12 protein-coding genes are annotated in these 16,610 nt (G+C 62.0%); 7 read left to right on the top strand and 5 right to left on the bottom strand.

All coding sequences use genetic code 11. From position 1 onward, the window contains the following. From gltB to B7Y49_RS13905, 4 genes are all read left to right on the top strand, one after another. Nucleotides 1–3,948 (top strand): glutamate synthase large subunit (gene gltB / locus B7Y49_RS13920; protein ID WP_374128205.1); only part of this gene is annotated, 3,948 nt, incomplete at its 5' end. A 25-nt stretch (nucleotides 3,949–3,973) separates the two neighbouring features. After that, on the top strand, nucleotides 3,974–4,552 hold the full coding sequence (locus B7Y49_RS13915) for a carboxymuconolactone decarboxylase family protein (RefSeq protein WP_374128204.1): 579 nt from the start codon (nucleotides 3,974–3,976) through the stop codon (nucleotides 4,550–4,552). A gap of 42 nt (nucleotides 4,553–4,594) precedes the next feature. Then, complete coding sequence (locus B7Y49_RS13910) at nucleotides 4,595–5,272, top strand: glutathione S-transferase family protein (protein WP_374128203.1); 678 nt, start codon at nucleotides 4,595–4,597, stop codon at nucleotides 5,270–5,272. Continuing rightward, the gene (locus B7Y49_RS13905) at nucleotides 5,272–5,634 is read left to right on the top strand and encodes a tRNA-binding protein (protein WP_374128202.1); all 363 of its coding nucleotides are present in this window, start codon (nucleotides 5,272–5,274) and stop codon (nucleotides 5,632–5,634) included. The genes B7Y49_RS13910 and B7Y49_RS13905 overlap by 1 nt, the downstream gene beginning before the upstream one ends. A gap of 29 nt (nucleotides 5,635–5,663) precedes the next feature. On the opposite strand, the gene B7Y49_RS13900 is transcribed toward B7Y49_RS13905, so the two are convergent. Both B7Y49_RS13900 and pepN read right to left on the bottom strand, forming a co-directional pair. Further along, on the bottom strand, nucleotides 5,664–5,981 hold the full coding sequence (locus tag B7Y49_RS13900) for a hypothetical protein (protein ID WP_374128201.1): 318 nt from the start codon (nucleotides 5,979–5,981) through the stop codon (nucleotides 5,664–5,666). A 26-nt stretch (nucleotides 5,982–6,007) separates the two neighbouring features. After that, complete coding sequence (pepN, locus tag B7Y49_RS13895) at nucleotides 6,008–8,608, bottom strand: M1 family metallopeptidase (RefSeq protein ID WP_374128200.1); 2,601 nt, start codon at nucleotides 8,606–8,608, stop codon at nucleotides 6,008–6,010. A gap of 113 nt (nucleotides 8,609–8,721) precedes the next feature. On the opposite strand from pepN, the gene B7Y49_RS13890 reads away from it, so the two are divergent. Continuing rightward, nucleotides 8,722–9,561: an NAD(P)-dependent oxidoreductase gene (locus B7Y49_RS13890; protein ID WP_374128199.1), complete on the top strand. Its 840-nt coding sequence runs from the start codon at nucleotides 8,722–8,724 to the stop codon at nucleotides 9,559–9,561. On the opposite strand, the gene B7Y49_RS13885 is transcribed toward B7Y49_RS13890, so the two are convergent. Genes B7Y49_RS13885 through B7Y49_RS13875 form a run of 3 tightly spaced genes read right to left on the bottom strand, consistent with a single transcriptional unit; the run spans nucleotide 9,471 to nucleotide 13,569 of the window. Beyond that, nucleotides 9,471–10,388, bottom strand: a complete 918-nt coding sequence (locus tag B7Y49_RS13885) for a DMT family transporter (protein WP_374128198.1) — start codon at nucleotides 10,386–10,388, stop codon at nucleotides 9,471–9,473. The genes B7Y49_RS13890 and B7Y49_RS13885 overlap by 91 nt on opposite strands. Next, nucleotides 10,385–11,386: a low specificity L-threonine aldolase gene (locus B7Y49_RS13880; protein WP_374128197.1), complete on the bottom strand. Its 1,002-nt coding sequence runs from the start codon at nucleotides 11,384–11,386 to the stop codon at nucleotides 10,385–10,387. The genes B7Y49_RS13885 and B7Y49_RS13880 overlap by 4 nt, the downstream gene beginning before the upstream one ends. A gap of 44 nt (nucleotides 11,387–11,430) precedes the next feature. Then, nucleotides 11,431–13,569, bottom strand: a complete 2,139-nt coding sequence (locus B7Y49_RS13875; RefSeq protein ID WP_374128206.1) for a transglycosylase domain-containing protein — start codon at nucleotides 13,567–13,569, stop codon at nucleotides 11,431–11,433. Nucleotides 13,570–13,862: 293 nt separating this feature from the next. Between B7Y49_RS13875 and B7Y49_RS13870 the strand changes: the two genes are divergently transcribed. Continuing rightward, the gene (locus tag B7Y49_RS13870; protein ID WP_374128196.1) at nucleotides 13,863–14,870 is read left to right on the top strand and encodes a LacI family DNA-binding transcriptional regulator; all 1,008 of its coding nucleotides are present in this window, start codon (nucleotides 13,863–13,865) and stop codon (nucleotides 14,868–14,870) included. Nucleotides 14,871–15,292: 422 nt separating this feature from the next. Further along, nucleotides 15,293–16,528 carry an AAA family ATPase gene (locus B7Y49_RS13865; protein ID WP_374128195.1) on the top strand — a complete coding sequence of 412 codons (1,236 nt, stop codon included), beginning with the start codon at nucleotides 15,293–15,295 and terminating at the stop codon, nucleotides 16,526–16,528. Nucleotides 16,529–16,610 lie beyond the last annotated feature (82 nt).

Below are 16,610 nucleotides of genomic sequence, written 5' to 3'. Positions count from 1 at the left end.
CAGGGATTTTACATCTGTTCGCTCAGTTGCCGGTCGATCATCTATAAGGGGCTGTTTCTCGCCGAGAGCCTGTCGGTCTTCTATCCCGATCTGCGCGATCTGCGCTTCGAAAGCCGGGTCGCGATTTTCCATCAGCGTTATTCGACCAACACCTTCCCGCAATGGTGGCTTGCCCAGCCGTTCCGCTGCCTTGCCCATAATGGCGAAATCAACACCATCCGCGGCAACAAGAACTGGATGCTGAGCCACGAGATCAAGATGGCAAGCCTGTCGTTCGGGGAGAATTCGGAGGATATCAAACCGGTGATTCCGGCAGGCGCGAGCGATACCGCCGCACTCGATGCCACGTTCGAAGCGATTTGCCGCTCGGGCCGAGATGCGCCCACCGCCAAGCTGATGCTGGTGCCCGAAGCTTGGCAGGCCAATGCCGAAATGCCGCCTGCACATCTGGCGATGTACGAATATCTCGCGAGCGTGATGGAGCCCTGGGACGGCCCGGCGGCCCTTGCGATGACCGATGGCCGCTGGGCGGTCGCGGGCATGGATCGCAACGCGCTGCGTCCGCTGCGCTATACCCGTACCGATGACGGCTTGCTGATCGTCGGTTCGGAAAGCGGGATGGTGGTGGTGCCTGAAACGACGATCATCGAAAAGGGTCGGCTGGGGCCGGGCCAGATGATCGCGATCGACCTCGACGAGGGGCTCGTGCTCAATGACCGCGCGGTGAAGGACAGGATCGCGGGCGAGGCCGATTATGCGGCGATGATCGGCAAGTTCATCGGGCTCGACGATTTGCCGGTCGTTCCCGGTGCCGATGCGCACAGTTATCCTCGCGCCGAGCTGATCCGCCGCCAGATCGCCGCGGGGCAGACGCTGGAGGATATGGAGTTGATCCTGGCGCCGATGGTCGAAGGCGCGAAGGAAGCCGTTGGATCGATGGGCGATGATACGCCGCTTGCCGTGATTTCGGACAAGCCGCGCCTGATCAGCCAGTTTTTCCGCCAGAATTTCAGCCAGGTCACAAATCCACCGATCGATCCCTTGCGCGAACGCCAAGTGATGACGCTGAAGACGCGGTTCGGCAATCTGGCCAATATCCTCGATCCGGCAGGGGCGGAAAGCGCTGTGCTGGTGCTCGATTCGCCGGTGCTCACCTGCGCCAACTGGGATCGGCTCAAGGCGCATTTCGGTTCACAGACGGCTGACATCGATTGCACCTTCGAAGCAGGGGGCGGACCGGAAATGCTCCGCAACGCCATTCAGCGTATCCGCCAGCAAGCCGAGGAAGCCGTGCGGATGGGCCGCAGTGAGCTGTTCCTGTCAGATGAGAATGTCGGGCCGGACCGGGTGGCGATAGCAGGCGTGCTCGCGGCGGCGGCGGTGCACACCCACCTCGTTCGCAAGGGGCTACGGTCCTATGCCAGCGTCAACATCCGGACGGCGGAGTGCCTCGACACCCATTATTACGCCGTGCTGATCGGTGTCGGCGCGACGACAGTAAACGCCTATCTGGCCGAAGCCGCGATCGTCGATCGGCATGCACGCGGGTTGTTTGGCGATATGAGCATTGCCGATTGCCTGAAGCGCCACCAAACCGCGATTGACGAGGGCATCCTCAAGATCATGTCGAAGATGGGGATCGCGGTGATCTCCAGCTATCGCGGCGGCTATAATTTCGAGGCGGTCGGGCTTTCGCGCAGTCTGGTGAACGATCTGTTCCCCGGCATGCCCGCCAAGATTTCGGGCGAAGGCTATGCATCGTTGCACTTGAGCGCGATGCTGCGGCACGAGGCGGCTTTCGATAGTCCAGTAACGACCTTGCCGATTGGCGGATTCTATCGCCAGCGGTTGGGCAGCGAAACGCATGCCTATTCCGCCCCGCTGATGCATTTGCTGCAAACCGCCGTCGCGACTGACAGCTATTCGACCTATCTGCAGTTTTCGCGCGGGGTGGCTGATCTACCGCCGGTGTACTTGCGCGATCTGCTCCAGTTCAATTATCCAGCTGAGGGCATCCCGGTCGACCAGGTCGAAGCGATCACCGCGATCCGCAAGCGTTTCGTGACGCCAGGCATGTCGCTCGGCGCGCTCAGCCCTGAAGCGCATGAGACGCTGGCGATTGCGATGAACCGGATCGGCGCCAAGGCGGTATCGGGCGAAGGCGGCGAGGATTCGTCGCGCTTCACCCCCTATGAAAATGGCGACAACGCCAATTCAGTGATCAAGCAGATCGCCAGCGGCCGCTTCGGCGTGACGGCGGAATATCTGAACGCCTGTGATGAGATCGAGATCAAGGTCGCGCAAGGCGCCAAGCCCGGCGAGGGCGGGCAGCTGCCCGGCTTCAAGGTCACCGAATTCATTGCCAAGTTGCGCCACGCAACTCCGGGCGTGTCGCTCATTTCGCCGCCGCCGCACCACGATATCTATTCGATCGAGGATCTGGCGCAGCTGATCTACGACCTGAAGCAGATCAATCCGCGCGCCCGGGTGTGCGTCAAGCTGGTCTCCTCGGCGGGCATCGGTACCGTCGCGGCTGGCGTGGCAAAGGCGCATGCCGATGTCATCCTCGTCTCCGGGAATGTCGGCGGCACAGGCGCTTCGCCACAGACGAGCATCAAATATGCCGGCACGCCGTGGGAAATGGGCTTAAGCGAAGTCAATCAGGTGCTGACCCTCAACGGCCTGCGCCACCGGATCAAGCTGCGCACCGATGGCGGCCTGCGCACCGGTCGCGATATTGTGATCGCGGCGATCCTGGGGGCGGAAGAGTTCGGCATCGGCACACTGTCGCTGGTAGCGATGGGCTGCATCATGGTCCGCCAGTGCCATTCGAATACCTGCCCCGTGGGTGTCTGCACCCAGGATGAGCGCTTGCGCGAGAAATTCGGCGGCTCGCCTGAAAAGGTGATCAACCTGATGACCTTCATTGCTGAAGAAGTGCGCGACATCCTGGCCAAGCTCGGTTTCCGCAGCCTTGATGAAGTGATTGGCCGCACTGAACTGCTCCGGCAGGTCAGCCGTGGGGCCGAACATCTCGACGATCTTGATCTCAATCCGATCCTCGCCAAGGTCGATGCAGCGGATGATCAGCGCCGCTTCAGCCTGACAACCTGGCGCAATGAAGTGCCTGACAGCCTCGACGCGCAGATGATCGAGGATGCCGCAGCGGTGTTCTCGCGCGGGGAGAAAATGCAGCTCACTTATTCGGTGCGCAATACCCACCGCGCGGTTGGCACCCGCCTGTCGAGCGAGATCACCCGCACGTTCGGCATGTCGAAACTCGCCGACGGGCATGTGCATGTCCGGCTGCGCGGCTCTGCCGGACAATCGCTCGGCGCGTTCCTGTGCAAGGGCATCACGCTCGAAGTGTTCGGCGATGCCAATGATTATGTCGGTAAGGGCCTGTCGGGCGGGATCATTGCAGTGCGCCCCGTGGTCAGCTCCAATCTGGCGAGCCAGAACAACACGATCATCGGCAACACCGTACTCTACGGGGCCACCTCGGGTCAGCTTTACGCGGCCGGCCAGGCCGGTGAGCGATTTGCCGTGCGTAATTCGGGCGCGAACGTCGTGGTGGAGGGCTGCGGGGCGAATGGCTGCGAGTATATGACTGGTGGTGTCGCAGTCGTGCTGGGCGAGGTCGGCGCGAACTTTGGCGCGGGAATGAGCGGGGGCATGGCCTTTGTCTATGATCCGTCAGCAACGTTCGCATCGCGCGCCAACCCCGAAAGCATCACGTGGCAGCGCGTCGCCTCCCGCCATTGGGAATCGGTGCTGCTCGCGCTGATCCGCGCGCATCATGACGCCACCGACAGCAAATGGTCCGGCGGTCTGCTCGACGATTGGGACCGGATCGTCGGCCATTTCTGGCAGGTTGTGCCCAAGGAAATGCTGACCCGCCTCAGCTATCCGCTCGATGATACCCGCGAGATGGTGGCGGCGGAATAACCGCCCGGCGGCAGGGAGAAAATAGATGCGGCTATCGACTGCACGGATCGCGCCGATTGCCGATCATGAGATTACCCCCGAACAGGAGGAGGTGCTCGCGCCGTTTCGCGACGCGGCCTTGGTCGGGCCGGGCATCGCCAACATCTTTCGCACCCTGGCGCGTGCCCCAAAGGCGTTGAAGCGGTTCAACCTGTGGGGCAGCTACATCCTGGGCGCTAGCAATGACCTGAGTCCGCGCGACCGCGAACTCATCATCCTGCGCACGGGCTGGCTGTGCCGATCGGGCTATGAATGGGTGCAGCACGTTCGGATCGGGCTGGCGGCCGGGCTGACCCCGTTGGAGATCGAGCGGATCAAGGCAGGACCGGATGCGCCGGGCTGGCAAGCGATCGACGCCGCAAAGCTGCGCGCGACCGATGAGCAGGTTCGTGAGCATTTCATCAGCGATGCCAGCTGGGCGGCGCTGGCGTCGTTCACGGATAAGCAGAAGATGGATCTGGTGTTCACGATCGCGCAATATACCCAGGTAGCGATGATCCTGAATTGCCTCGGCGTTCAGCTCGATGCCGGACAAACACTCGACAGCGATTTTCCAACCGGCTGAACGGCGCTTTCCCCCTCGCCGCGCCCCGGCTACAGCAGGGCCATGTGGCAGCTTTACCAATTCCCGCTTTGTCCCTTTTCGCGCAAAGTCCGGCTCCTGCTCGGCGAAAAGGGCGTCGGCTATGATCTTGTGCGCGAATCTCCTTGGGAACGGCGCGACGAATTCCTCGACATGAACCCCGCCGGGCAGACGCCAGTGATGGTGGAGCCCAATCGATCCATCGTGCTGATCGATTCGATGGCGATTTGCGAGTATATGGAAGAAACGGTTGATAAGGCCGCGATGATCAACGGCACCGCCACCAACCGCGCAGAGACGCGGAGGCTGGTCGCATGGTTCGACACGCAGTTCTACCGCGATATCACCTCGCCGTTGCTGCTCGAGCGGATGGAAAAGCGGATCGTTCACCGCGCCGCACCTGATGCGCGATTGCTGCGCGAAGCGATGAAGGCGGCCGTCGGGCATCTCGATTACACCGATTTCCTGCTCGATCATCGCACCTGGCTGGGCGGGGCGACCATGGGGCTCGCCGATCTGGCGGCGGCGGCGCAGATTTCGGTCGCGGATTATCTAGGCGGGATCGACTGGAAGGGTCATGAACAGACCGCACGCTGGTACCGTGGACTGAAAAGTCGGCCGAGCTTTCGTCCGCTATTGTCCGAACGGATGGAGGGCGTCGCCCCGCCGTCGCATTATGATGATGTCGATTTCGATTTTTGATGGGCGGGCCAGATGATCCGCTGGCCGCAACGATCGGCTTTGACGATTTCCTGAAAGTCGACATTCGCGTTGGCACGATCATCGAGGCGCTGGCTTTCCCCGAAGCGCGTAAACCGGCGTTCAAGCTGGTCATTGATTTTGGCCCTGCGATTGGCGTGAAGCGATCATCCGCGCAAATAACTGATCATTATGCACTGGCAGACCTTCCGGGCACACAAGTGGCCGCGGTGGTCAATTTCCCGCCCCGCCAGATCGGCCCGTTTCTGTCCGAAGTGCTGACGCTCGGCTTTCCCGATGCCGAAGGGAAGGTGGTGCTGGTGCGTCCGAGCAGACCGGTGCGCAATGGCGGTCGGCTGTTCTGATCGGGCGGCGATCTGATCGCGCTCCCCCGCTACACGATGTCCATCGAGTTAAAGCCCATTCGTACCCCCAGATCGGCCAGAATCTGCGCTTCGACAGGGCACAAGCCGCCCTCGCTTTGCTCCATGGGGCGGAAGCTGGCTTTTGCCGGTGAACGCAGGAAGCGCTTCCAGCCTTCCATGTCCTTGATGATGTCCCCCAGCAACGCCTCTGCGGCGTCGAGATCGCCGATCAGCAGGCGCTGCGATGAAAAGGGCCGGGTCGCCACACGGACGATCGACTGCCCAGTGCCGACATTGCGAACAATCATCCGGTTAGTGAAAATCTGAACTTCGAACGTGGTTGCCATTCCCCGGTCGCTCCCCCTGCTACCCTTTATCCCTCCAGGCTACGCGATGCCTGTTCTATCATGTCGCGCGATACGCCGGGCACGGCCAGGATGCGCTCAAGCTCGGCGCGCATCAAGGCACCGCGTTCCGGACTGAAGCGTTTCCACCGGCCGAGCGGCGGTACCAATTTGGCGGCGGTTTGCGGGTTGAGCTTGTCGAGCGCGATCAGTTGATCAGCAACAAAGCGGTACCCGCGCCCGTCGGCGGCATGAAACGCCCGCTGGTTGACGCTGAACGCGCCCACCAGCGCGCGGGCGCGATTGGGGTTGGACAGGGTGAAATCGCGGTGCTGGGCCAGATCGAACACGATATCGGCGGTATCCTCACGGCTCGACAGCGCCTGAGTGGAAAACCATTTATCGAGCACCAGCGGATTATCCGAATAGCGGTTGTAGAAAATGTCGAGCGCGGCGACGCGGGTGTTCGACTGGCCGTTGACGAGCGTCATAAGCGCGCCCTGCCGGTCGGTCATATTATCGGCCGCTTCGAATTGATCGAACGCAATCTGGTGCGCATCGCCCGCACCACTGGCGGCGATATAACCCAGCGCGACTGATTTCAGTCGGCGTAACCCCTTGGCGACCGGCGAGTAAACAAAGCCGCCTTGCGCTTGACCCTGTGCATAGGCCGCACGCCATTTATCCTCCAGGCTGCGCCCGATGTCGCGACGCAGCGCATCGCGCGCGCGGAAAATCGCTTCCGGGTCGACGATCGGGAGCTGATCGCCGATGAAGCTGTCCGACGGCAGCAGCACCGCTTCTGCCAGAAACGCCGGATCAAGTGCCGGATCATCAAGCGTGCGCGCAATCGCGGCGATGACGGGCGCGTGATCGGCGCGGCCATGCGTGACGCTGGCGATGATCGTGTCGAGCATCAGCTGCTGCATCGCCTCATAGCGCGCGAACGGATCGTCATCGCAGGCTGACAGCAGGGCGAGGTCCTGCGCTGTCCGATCGGTTTCGACGACGACCGGCGCGGAGAATTGGCGGTTGATCGACAGCAGTGGCTTCTCCGTCACCCCGTCGAAAGTGATTTCGGCGGTCGGTTCGGTCAGCACCACCAGCCGCTCGTCACCCAGCGGCCTGCCGGTTGCCGCACCGAACAGCTTGACCCGCAGCGGCAGCACCATCGGCGGCTTTTCGGCTTGTCCTGGGGTGGGCGGCGTGCGCTGGCCAAGCGTCAATGTCGCTCGGGCGGCGCTGCCGTCATGCCGCAGCGATGCGGTGACGCGCGGCGTGCCGGCCTGGCTGTACCAATGGCGAAACTGCGTGAGATCGGCACCGCCGCCCTCTTCCATACACGCGATGAAATCCTCGCATGTGGCGGCCGTGCCGTCGTGTCGGTCGAAATACAGGTCAGTGCCCGCGCGGAACCCCTTTGGCCCAAGCATCGTCGCCATCATGCGGATCACTTCCGCACCCTTGTTATAGATGGTGGCGGTGTAGAAATTCGAGATTTCGATATAGCTTTCCGGGCGCACCGGATGCGCGAGCGGCCCGGCATCCTCGGGGAATTGCGCCGCGCGCAGGCCGCGGACATCTTCGATCCGCTTGACCGCCGCCGATCCCTGATCTGCAGAAAAGCTCTGATCGCGGTAGACCGTAAAGCCTTCCTTCAGGCTCAGCTGGAACCAATCGCGGCAGGTGACGCGATTACCAGACCAGTTGTGGAAATATTCATGCGCCACCACGGCCGACACGCCATCGAAATCATAATCGGTCGCGGTATCGGGATCAGCCAGCACATAGCGCGAATTGAAGATGTTAAGGCCTTTGTTCTCCATCGCGCCGAAATTGAAATCATCGACCGCGACAATGTTGAACACATCGAGATCATATTCGCGACCATAGACGTCCTCGTCCCACTTCATCGACGTCTGGAGGGCGGCGAGCGCATGATCGGTCTTGTCGAGATCGCGCGCGCGCACCCAGATGCCGAGTGCAACCGCGCGTCCGCTCATCGTCGTGAAGGTGGCGCGGTTCGCGACCAGGTCACCCGCCACCAGCGCAAACAAATAGCAGGGTTTGGGGAACGGATCATGCCACTCGGCCCAGTGCCGCCCGCCCGGCAAATCGCCCGACGCCACCGGATCGCCATTGGCAAGCAGCACCGGATAGCGCGCCTTGTCCGCGGTCATCCGCACCGTGTAGCGGCTCAGCACATCGGGACGATCAGGGAAGAAGGTGATCCGGCGAAACCCTTCGGCCTCGCACTGGGTGCAGAGCAGGCCACCGCTGGCATACAGCCCCATCAACTGGGTGTTGCGCTCCGGCGCGATTTCCACTTCGGTTTCGACGATATGCGCATCGCCGCTCAGCGCGATGACGAGGGCGCCGTCCTCGAGCGACCAATCATCGGTGGCGACACCGTCGACGGTCACCGCGATCGGCACTTGCCCGCCGCCATCAAGCCGCAACGGCCCGGCATCGGCAGCATTCCGGGTGACCTGAAGCCGGGCATGAACCCTGGTCGATGCAGCATCCAGATCGAACGCGAGTGCGATTTCGGGCACCAGCCATTCGGGCGCGCGATAGGCATCGCGGCGGGTGACCTGGGGATGGGCGAGGGCGGTATTTACATCAAGCATATCGGCCAGATAGGGTCAGCGTTGCTGGTGTGCCATCTAAATCGTACACCGGCAACGTACGGGCAATGCACCTTTGTACGATATCGCCCCCGATCAGGAAAGCGCCCCACCGCATGAGCCGATTGCTGATCTTCGGCCTTGGGTACAGCGCCCGTCGCATCGCGGATCGCCTGCGAGCGAGGGGATGGCATGTTTCGGGCACGAGCCGATCGGGACGCGACGAGACCATAGCGTTCGATGATGCCAATACAGTCACCACCGCCATTGCCCATGCCAGCCATATTCTTGTCTCCATCCCGCCCGACGCAGGCGGTGATCCGGTGCTGGCGCGTTATGGGGATCGTCTCTCCGGGCAATGGCTTGGTTATCTGTCGTCCACCGGGGTCTATGGCGATGCGCGAGGGGCGTGGGTCGATGAAACCAGCCCGACGGGCACGGGCAGGCGCAGCGCGCGGGCAGACGCCGATTCCGCTTGGCTGGCGCGCGGGGCGCATGTGTTTCGCTTGCCGGGCATCTATGGCCCGGGTCGCTCGGCGATCGACCGGGTGATAGAGGGCCGGGCCCACCGGATCGACCTGCCCGGCCAGGTCTTCAGCCGAATCCATGTCGGCGATATCGCCAGCGGCGTGATTGCCGGGCTGAACGGACCAGCGGGTGCCTATAATCTGGCTGATGACTGGCCGTGCAGCCAGAATGACGTGATCGATTATGCCTGCGCCATTGCCGGGCTACTGCGACTGCCGCTCGTCACGATGGACGAGGCAGGGCTGTCCCCCATGGCGCGCGGCTTTTATGCAGAGAACCGGCGCGTGGCGAACGGCAAGGCCAAGCGGGTGCTGGGCTGGATGCCTGCTTACCCTGATTACCGGGCGGGCTTGCTGGCGCTCAGCGCGATGACGAGCCCCATCATCGCCAGCACCGCGCCGCCTGCCGCCAGCGGCGACCAGCGATAGCCCTCGAACAGCGTCGACAGCAGCATCGCGATGACGGGCACGATCACGCTCGAATAGGCCGCTTTGGCCGGGCCGATGATCCGCAGCACGCCGAAATACAGGGTGAAAGCGATCGCGGAGGCGAACACGCCCAGATACAGCAACCCGAACAGATAGCCCGCGCGCCATTCGATCACCGGCGGACCGTGGAGCGTCCAGGCGATCATGGCATCCACACCGGCACCGATCAGCATCGCCACGCCTAGCATCGGCACCATCGGATAGCGCCGGGCGGTCTGTGTGCCCTGCAGCACATTCGCGATCGACGCTGCCAGCACGCCCATCATCGTGATGCCGATACCGATCATCGATTCGGCAGGGCCATTGGGGTCGACCCGCGCCTCATGCACGAACAGCAACGCGACCCCGGCCATCGCGACCCCCGAACCGACCAGCAACCGGGGCCCAAGCTGCGTGCCGAGGAAAATGCGGCCGAGAATGGCGTTCGGCACCAGCAACAGCGCGAACACGACCGCGACCAGGCCTGACGTGATATGGTCTTCAGCGCGGTAGACGAAGTTGAAGTTCAGGCAGAATTGCAGCACCGCCAGCGCGCCGGCAAACGCCCAGCCGCGCGCATCGAGCACGATCCGTTCACCTCGCCACGCGGCATAGGCAAGCATGCCGATCCCCGCGATCAGGAACCGGTAGCTCACCGACCAGCTCGGCGGCACGGTGCCCAGTTGATCGCGGATCACGATCCAGGTCGAGCCCCAGATCAAGGTGACGATCGCGAACGGCAGCAGCACGGCCAGCCGGGAGGGTTGCGGTGCTTCGGTATCGTTCAAAGTGCGGCGATCGCATCGGCGAGCGGGCGGATATCATCGGCCGCATGGTTCCATGACGTCACCAGCCGCGCTTCGCCCGGGCCCCAGTCGTAGAAATCAAACCCTTTCGCGCGCAGCGCAGCAGCCTCGTCAGGCGTCACGCGCAGGAACACCTCGTTCGCCTCGACGGGGTGGATCAGCCGGTCGCCTGCCGCCTCGGCGAGCAACGCCGCGGCCGCATTCGCAGCGCGGGCATTGGTCAGCCACAGGTCGTTATCGATCATCGCGAGAATCTGCGCGGCCAGATAGCGCCCCTTTGACAGCAGCATGCCGGCGCGTTTGCGGCGCTGGAGCGTACCCTTGGCCAGTTCCGCGTCGAAGAACACCAGCAATTCTGCCGTCATGCCGCCATTTTTAATGAAGCCGAAGCTCAGCGCATCCACCCCTGCGCGCCAGGTCAGGTCGGCCGGGCTGCACCCGAGATGCGCGACCGCATTGGCGAATCGTGCGCCATCCAAGTGCAACCGTAGTCCCCGCGCGCGTGCCAGATCGCTGATCGCTGCGACCTCGGCCGGGGTATAAACGCGGCCATATTCGGTGGCGTTGGTGATCGAGATCGCATGCGGCTGGGTGCGGTGGACGTCGTTCGGGATCAGATCGAGCATCTCGGAAATGCTCGCCTGAGTCAGCTTGGCACCCTCGCCCTCCGCAATCAGAAGCTTGGCACCGTGGGTGAAGAATTCCGGCGCGCCGCATTCGTCATTCTGGATATGCGCATCGCGGTGGCAGACGATACCGCCATAAGGCGGGCACATCGCCGCGAGCGCGAGACAATTGGCCGCCGTACCCGATGGCAGCCAGAACGCCCGCACGGGCGCCTCGAACAGCGCCGATACGCGCGCATCGAGCGCTTTGCTCCAGCCATCGCCGTCATAGGCGGAATCGAGCACATTGGCATCGGCCAGCGCGGCCATGACCTGGGGGCATGCCGGGGCAGCATTATCGGAGAAAAAGCGCATGCGCTGCCTTGGCGATATCCGGCAGCGTCCGTCAACAGCCTGCGTTACGGTTCTTCATCAGCGGGTGGTTCGGGTGGATCATCCTCGGGCGGCTGCCGATCGGGATTGCCTCTTTCCGGGCGACGATCGATCGCGATACTGCCGTCCCGCCCAAAGCGCAGGTTCAGGCCAAAACCGCTGACATTGCCGTCCACCCCCGGCAGGCCATCGCCATTGATTTCAATCAGTGGATCGGCGCCATTATCGCCCTCGCCGGCAAAGATATTGTCCTCCACCGGCGCTTCGACCACGGCGTCGAGCCCGAGCGCGCTTTGCATGAAGTTGCGCCAGATCCGCGCCGGAATGCCGCCCCCCGACAGCCCGGGATTGGGCGAATTATCGTCATTGCCCACCCACACGCCGACCACCAGATCCTCGGCAAAGCCGACGAACAGCGCATCGCGATTATCCTGGCTGGTGCCCGTCTTCCCATAGGCCTCGATCGGCAGGGCGGCCTGCCGCCCGGTGCCGCTGGTGATGGAGGCGCGCAGCAGATCGAGCATATCCTCGCGCACCCGCCCGCCGAGCGATCGGGACCGGTCCCCCAGCGCCTCGATCCAGCTTTTCTCGGTCGGCTCCGTCAGCCCGTGCGGGCGCACTGGATAGCCATTGGCGGCGATCGCGGCATAGGCCGCCGTCAGTTCGAGCAGTGAGCTGTTCGCGGTGCCCAGGGCAATCGTCGCTTCATTGGGCAGCTCGGTCGAAATGCCCAGATCGCGCGCCGCCTTGATCACCGCGCGCACGCCAACCTTTTGCGTCAGTCGCGCCGCGACAACATTGCTCGACCGGGCAAAGGCCTGGCGCAGCGTAATCATGCCCTTGTAGCGGCCGTCGATATTCTTCGGGCTCCAGTCGCCGATCGTGACAGGGGAGTCGTCGACCATCGAATCTGGCGTCATGCCGCTGCGCAGCGCCGCCAGATAGACGAACAGCTTGAACGCGGAACCCGGCTGGCGGCGGGCTTGCGTTGCACGATTGAACGGGCTGTCGGCATAGGATTTGCCGCCGACCATCGCGACGATCCGCCCGTCGGGCCGCATCGCGACGATCGCCACCTGCGCCTTGTTCAGCCCGGCGCGGCGCGCGACGCGCTCGGCGGTTTTTTGCAGCCGCGCATCGAGCGTCGTCGTCACCCGCGCTTCGGTGCTGATCGCCCCGGCCTGATCGCGTGCAGCGGGCAGCACCCAATCGGCGAAATAGCTGCCATCGGGGAGCTGCTTCACCTTATTCGGCCGCAGCCGTGCAGGGCTGACATCGGCCGCCTCCGCCTTGTCGAGGAAACCGCCGCGCACCATCGCCGCCACCACCACCGCCTGCCGCGCGCGCGCGCCCTTCATATTGCCGGTGGGCGCCAGCCGCGACGGCGCCTTGACGAGGCCTGCCAACATCGCGGCCTGGCCGATTGTCAGCTTATCCGGCGTCGTGCTGAAATAATGCTTTGCCGCCGCGGTCAGCCCGTACGCATTGTCGCCGAAATAGACGTTCGACAGATAGCGCGACAGAATCTCGTTCTTGGTCAGCCACGCCTCCAGCCACAGCGCGATCATCGCTTCGCGAATCTTGCGCCCGGCGGTGCGATCCGAATCGAGAAAGGCGTTCTTCGCCAGCTGCTGGGTGATCGTGCTGCCGCCCTCGCGCAGGCCGCCCGCCGCGACATTGCGGAACATCGCGCGGGTGATCCCCCAGGGGTCGATCCCCCAATGATTGGCAAAACGGCGATCCTCGATCGCGATGAACGCGTTGGTGACGTGGGCGGGCAACGTCGCGGCGTCGACCGGCTTGCCGATCGTCGCCCCCTGCCGCGCGATCGGCGTACCGTTGGAGGCGAGCAGGGTGATGCTCGGCGGGGCGGGCGGCTCAAGCGATTTGGAGAGCGGCGCGGTCAGCGCCAACCAGCCGACCGCGAGCACGAACAGCACGATTCCCGCCGCCGCCGCGCGCACCACCCAGCGAAAACGGCTGGGGCGATAGGCGACGGGCAGGTTGGTGGAATAATCGCGCTGCGCATTGGCCGCGTCGGCATCCCAATCATCCTCGTCGTCCCAATCGTCGTCATCCCATTCTTCATCATCGGCGACGACCGGGGCGGGTTCGGGATCGCGGGCACGGCGATAGCGGCTCGCGGAATCATTCGGCGGCGGCATGCCATCCGTCAGATCGAGCGGCGGTTCGGGCGAGCGTAACCAGGGATCGGAAGGCCGGCGATCGGAATGGGAGCGATCAGGGGGCGGGGTGCGATCAAAAGGGCCTGCGGGCATCGCGATCATCCAGATGGCCCGACGGTCGGCCAATCACTGTATTAGTGCAATAGAACAGTTCCTGCAAGCGCCACCCCGTTCGCGCAAAAAGCGCTGGACTGGACGAGGCGAGCTTGCTCATGCACATCGCCTAGCAGGTCCGCCGGGATCAAGGAACAGGCGGGCCTATTGGGGGGCAAGTGCGCGTCACGATCAAGGATGTGTCCCGCGAGGCCGGCGTGTCGATCAAGACCGTCTCGCGCGTGCTGAATAATGAGAAATATGTCGGCGCCGCCACCCGCGCCAAGGTCGCCGAGGTGGTCGCGCGGCTGAACTTTCGCCCCAATGTCGCCGCGCGCTCGCTCGCCGGGCGGCGATCCTTCCAGATTGCGCTGATCTGCGACAATCCCAGCCCCTATTATGTCTATGAAATGCAATCGGGCATTCGCGACCTGTGCGAGGCGGCGGGGGTGCGGATGATCGCGCAACCCTATGATCGCGGATCGGCGCGGCTGCTCGATGAAATAGAGAGCCTGGTCGAAGCGACCCAAATCGACGGGCTGATCCTGACCCCGCCGATTACCGATTACCCCGCCGTGCTCGATCTGCTCGCGCGGCGCGGGGTGCGGTTCGTGCGTGTCTCGCCCGGCACCGATGTGATGCTCAGCCCCTCGACCTTTATCGATAACCGCGCCGCCGCCGCGACGATGACGCAGCATCTGTTAGGGCTCGGCCACCGCCGGATCGGCTTCATCGCCGGCGACCCCGGCTTTGCGACCAGCGCGCAACGGACCGAGGGGTATCGCGATGCCCTGACGCAGGCCGGAATCACGGTTGAACCCGCGCTGATCCGCAGCGGCAATTATGATTTCGCCTCAGGCGCACGCGAGGCAGAGGCGCTGCTGGCGATGCCCGACCCACCGAGCGCGATCTTCGCCGCCAGTGACGACATGGCCGCCGGCGTGCTGACGGTCGCCCACCGGCTGGGCCTTCGCGTACCGGGCGATCTCTCCGTCGCCGGCTTCGACGATACGGCGCTCGCCCGCTACGTCTGGCCCCCCCTCACGACCATCCGCCAGCCAACGCGGGAAATGGCCCACGCAGCGGCTGATTTACTGTTGGGTGGAGGTGACGAGGACGAACCCGAACGCCGCGAGATCGCGCATGACCTGGTGGTGCGGGAGTCGACGGGGGTGGTTGGGGGGTGAGGGGCTGCGGATGGGTTATGGCTGGAGCGCCGAAAATCCTTTTGTAGCCCACCGGTCGATATTGGGCAGTCAGTGGGCAGGCCACTTTTAGACTAAATTTATAGAAAGCTGCCGACCTCAAGATCAGGCGCTTCGGCCCCCGGAGGTGGGCCGATTTCTGGTTTTCAGCGTCAGTTCGGTAACTATATACATTAACGATTGCCCAAGTATGTGTTGGGCGAGGGTTCTCACCAAATGAATAGTCATATTTCTTCGATGAAAACTATGATAAATCTGTAAATTTTTATTTCATTGGCTTTATGAAGTCGTAATTTGACAGTGGTCATTTCCTAGTAGAAGCTGCATAAATGTAACCAACGGGGACCACTTTGGGCCTTGCTCTGGGACATCTAACGGCGATAACAGTCGAGAGGGGTGAGGACTTGCAATTTACCATTATCGATCGCGGAAAGAACTTCCCTAGTTCAGGGCGAAATCAAGCTTTTTTGCGGGTTGATTTTTGGAATGATTTTTCATTCGTGACGATGTTCGAGGTTCTTCTCTACGACGAACATGGAACGCCGTTTGAGATGGGGTCTGTAAAAATTGGCTTTTATGGGCAGACTACAGCCACTTCTACGTATAAAACTTTCGATTCATCATTCACTGGACTGAGCGAACAGTATTTTTCAGTAGGTCAGGATGTAAAATATTACGACATTCTAGGAAATCGCGTGTCCGAGACGACTCGGATTTTATTTCTTCGTGGTTTGCGTGACATTGTTTTCGATGAACGATTAATAGAAACTGTAAAAAGCGAAGACGTATTCAGTATTTCGCTGCTTCGTTATGTCAGCCTTACCTCTATCGATGGACAATTTCGGCGTGTTTTGAACGGTGGGGTTCCACTTACCGATTTCGATTTCATTTTCAAACGCGAACCGACGTCGAAGATGGCCGGAGTTGAGCTATCTTTTAAGGTCAATGCCAATTCAGCACCAAGTACTAATATTCATTCTATCATCGGAAGGAATGGCGTCGGAAAAACAACGATCCTAAATGAGATGATTTCGGCGATCATGACGCCAGATGCGACGATTGCCCATTTTTTAGTGAATAGTATGTTTAGCCGAGACCCGATTGGCACGGAGTATTTTAGCTCGCTGGTGTCCGTCGCATTTAGTGCATTCGACCCCTTCATGCCGCCCGTCGAAAATTCCGACCCATCGCGTGGCACGCGATACAGCTATATCGGGTTGAAAGACATCGCGGATGACGACGGTGTACTCCTTAAATCATTAACGACGCTCCGTGCCGAATGTGTAGCAAGCATCGGAGAGTGTTTCGTTGACCAAGGCCGCAAGGATCGGTGGCGGGTCGCGATAGAGACGCTTGAGTCGGACGAAAATTTTGCTGTTATGGAGCTCCCTAGCCTGCTGCATCTGCGAGAGGAGGCCTTGCAGCTGGAGGCGTCGAGAATCGTCAAACTAATGAGTTCAGGTCACGCTGTTGTTCTTCTAACAATATCCCGCTTGGTTTCGCGCGTCGAAGAAAAGACCTTGGTTCTCATCGACGAACCCGAAAGCCATTTGCATCCCCCGCTGTTGTCGGCCTTCACGCGGGCGCTAAGCGAACTCCTACATAATCGAAACGGCGTGGCCATTGACGTGCTCCCCTGAAACTCCGCCAGTCTGAGCTAGAGTCCTTCATGAAGGAGGACGACGATGAAGCGCAGCAGATTTACCGAGGAGCAGATCATAG

Source organism: Sphingomonas sp. 28-62-11 (assembly GCF_002278865.1).
In the GTDB taxonomy this organism is placed as follows: domain Bacteria; phylum Pseudomonadota; class Alphaproteobacteria; order Sphingomonadales; family Sphingomonadaceae; genus Sphingomonas.
This window is presented reverse-complemented; position numbering and strand designations above follow the sequence as displayed.

What these genes read in the sequence shown, in the direction of transcription:
- B7Y49_RS13915 (WP_374128204.1), top strand. Translation starts at nt 3,974, where the DNA reads ATGCGGCTATCGACTGCACGGATCGCGCCGATTGCCGATCATGAGATT.
- B7Y49_RS13910 (WP_374128203.1), top strand. Translation starts at nt 4,595, where the DNA reads ATGTGGCAGCTTTACCAATTCCCGCTTTGTCCCTTTTCGCGCAAAGTC.
- B7Y49_RS13905 (WP_374128202.1), top strand. Translation starts at nt 5,272, where the DNA reads ATGGGCGGGCCAGATGATCCGCTGGCCGCAACGATCGGCTTTGACGAT.
- B7Y49_RS13900 (WP_374128201.1), bottom strand. Translation starts at nt 5,981, where the DNA reads ATGGCAACCACGTTCGAAGTTCAGATTTTCACTAACCGGATGATTGTT.
- pepN (WP_374128200.1), bottom strand. Translation starts at nt 8,608, where the DNA reads ATGCTTGATGTAAATACCGCCCTCGCCCATCCCCAGGTCACCCGCCGC.
- B7Y49_RS13890 (WP_374128199.1), top strand. Translation starts at nt 8,722, where the DNA reads ATGAGCCGATTGCTGATCTTCGGCCTTGGGTACAGCGCCCGTCGCATC.
- B7Y49_RS13880 (WP_374128197.1), bottom strand. Translation starts at nt 11,386, where the DNA reads ATGCGCTTTTTCTCCGATAATGCTGCCCCGGCATGCCCCCAGGTCATG.
- B7Y49_RS13875 (WP_374128206.1), bottom strand. Translation starts at nt 13,569, where the DNA reads ATGCCGCCGCCGAATGATTCCGCGAGCCGCTATCGCCGTGCCCGCGAT.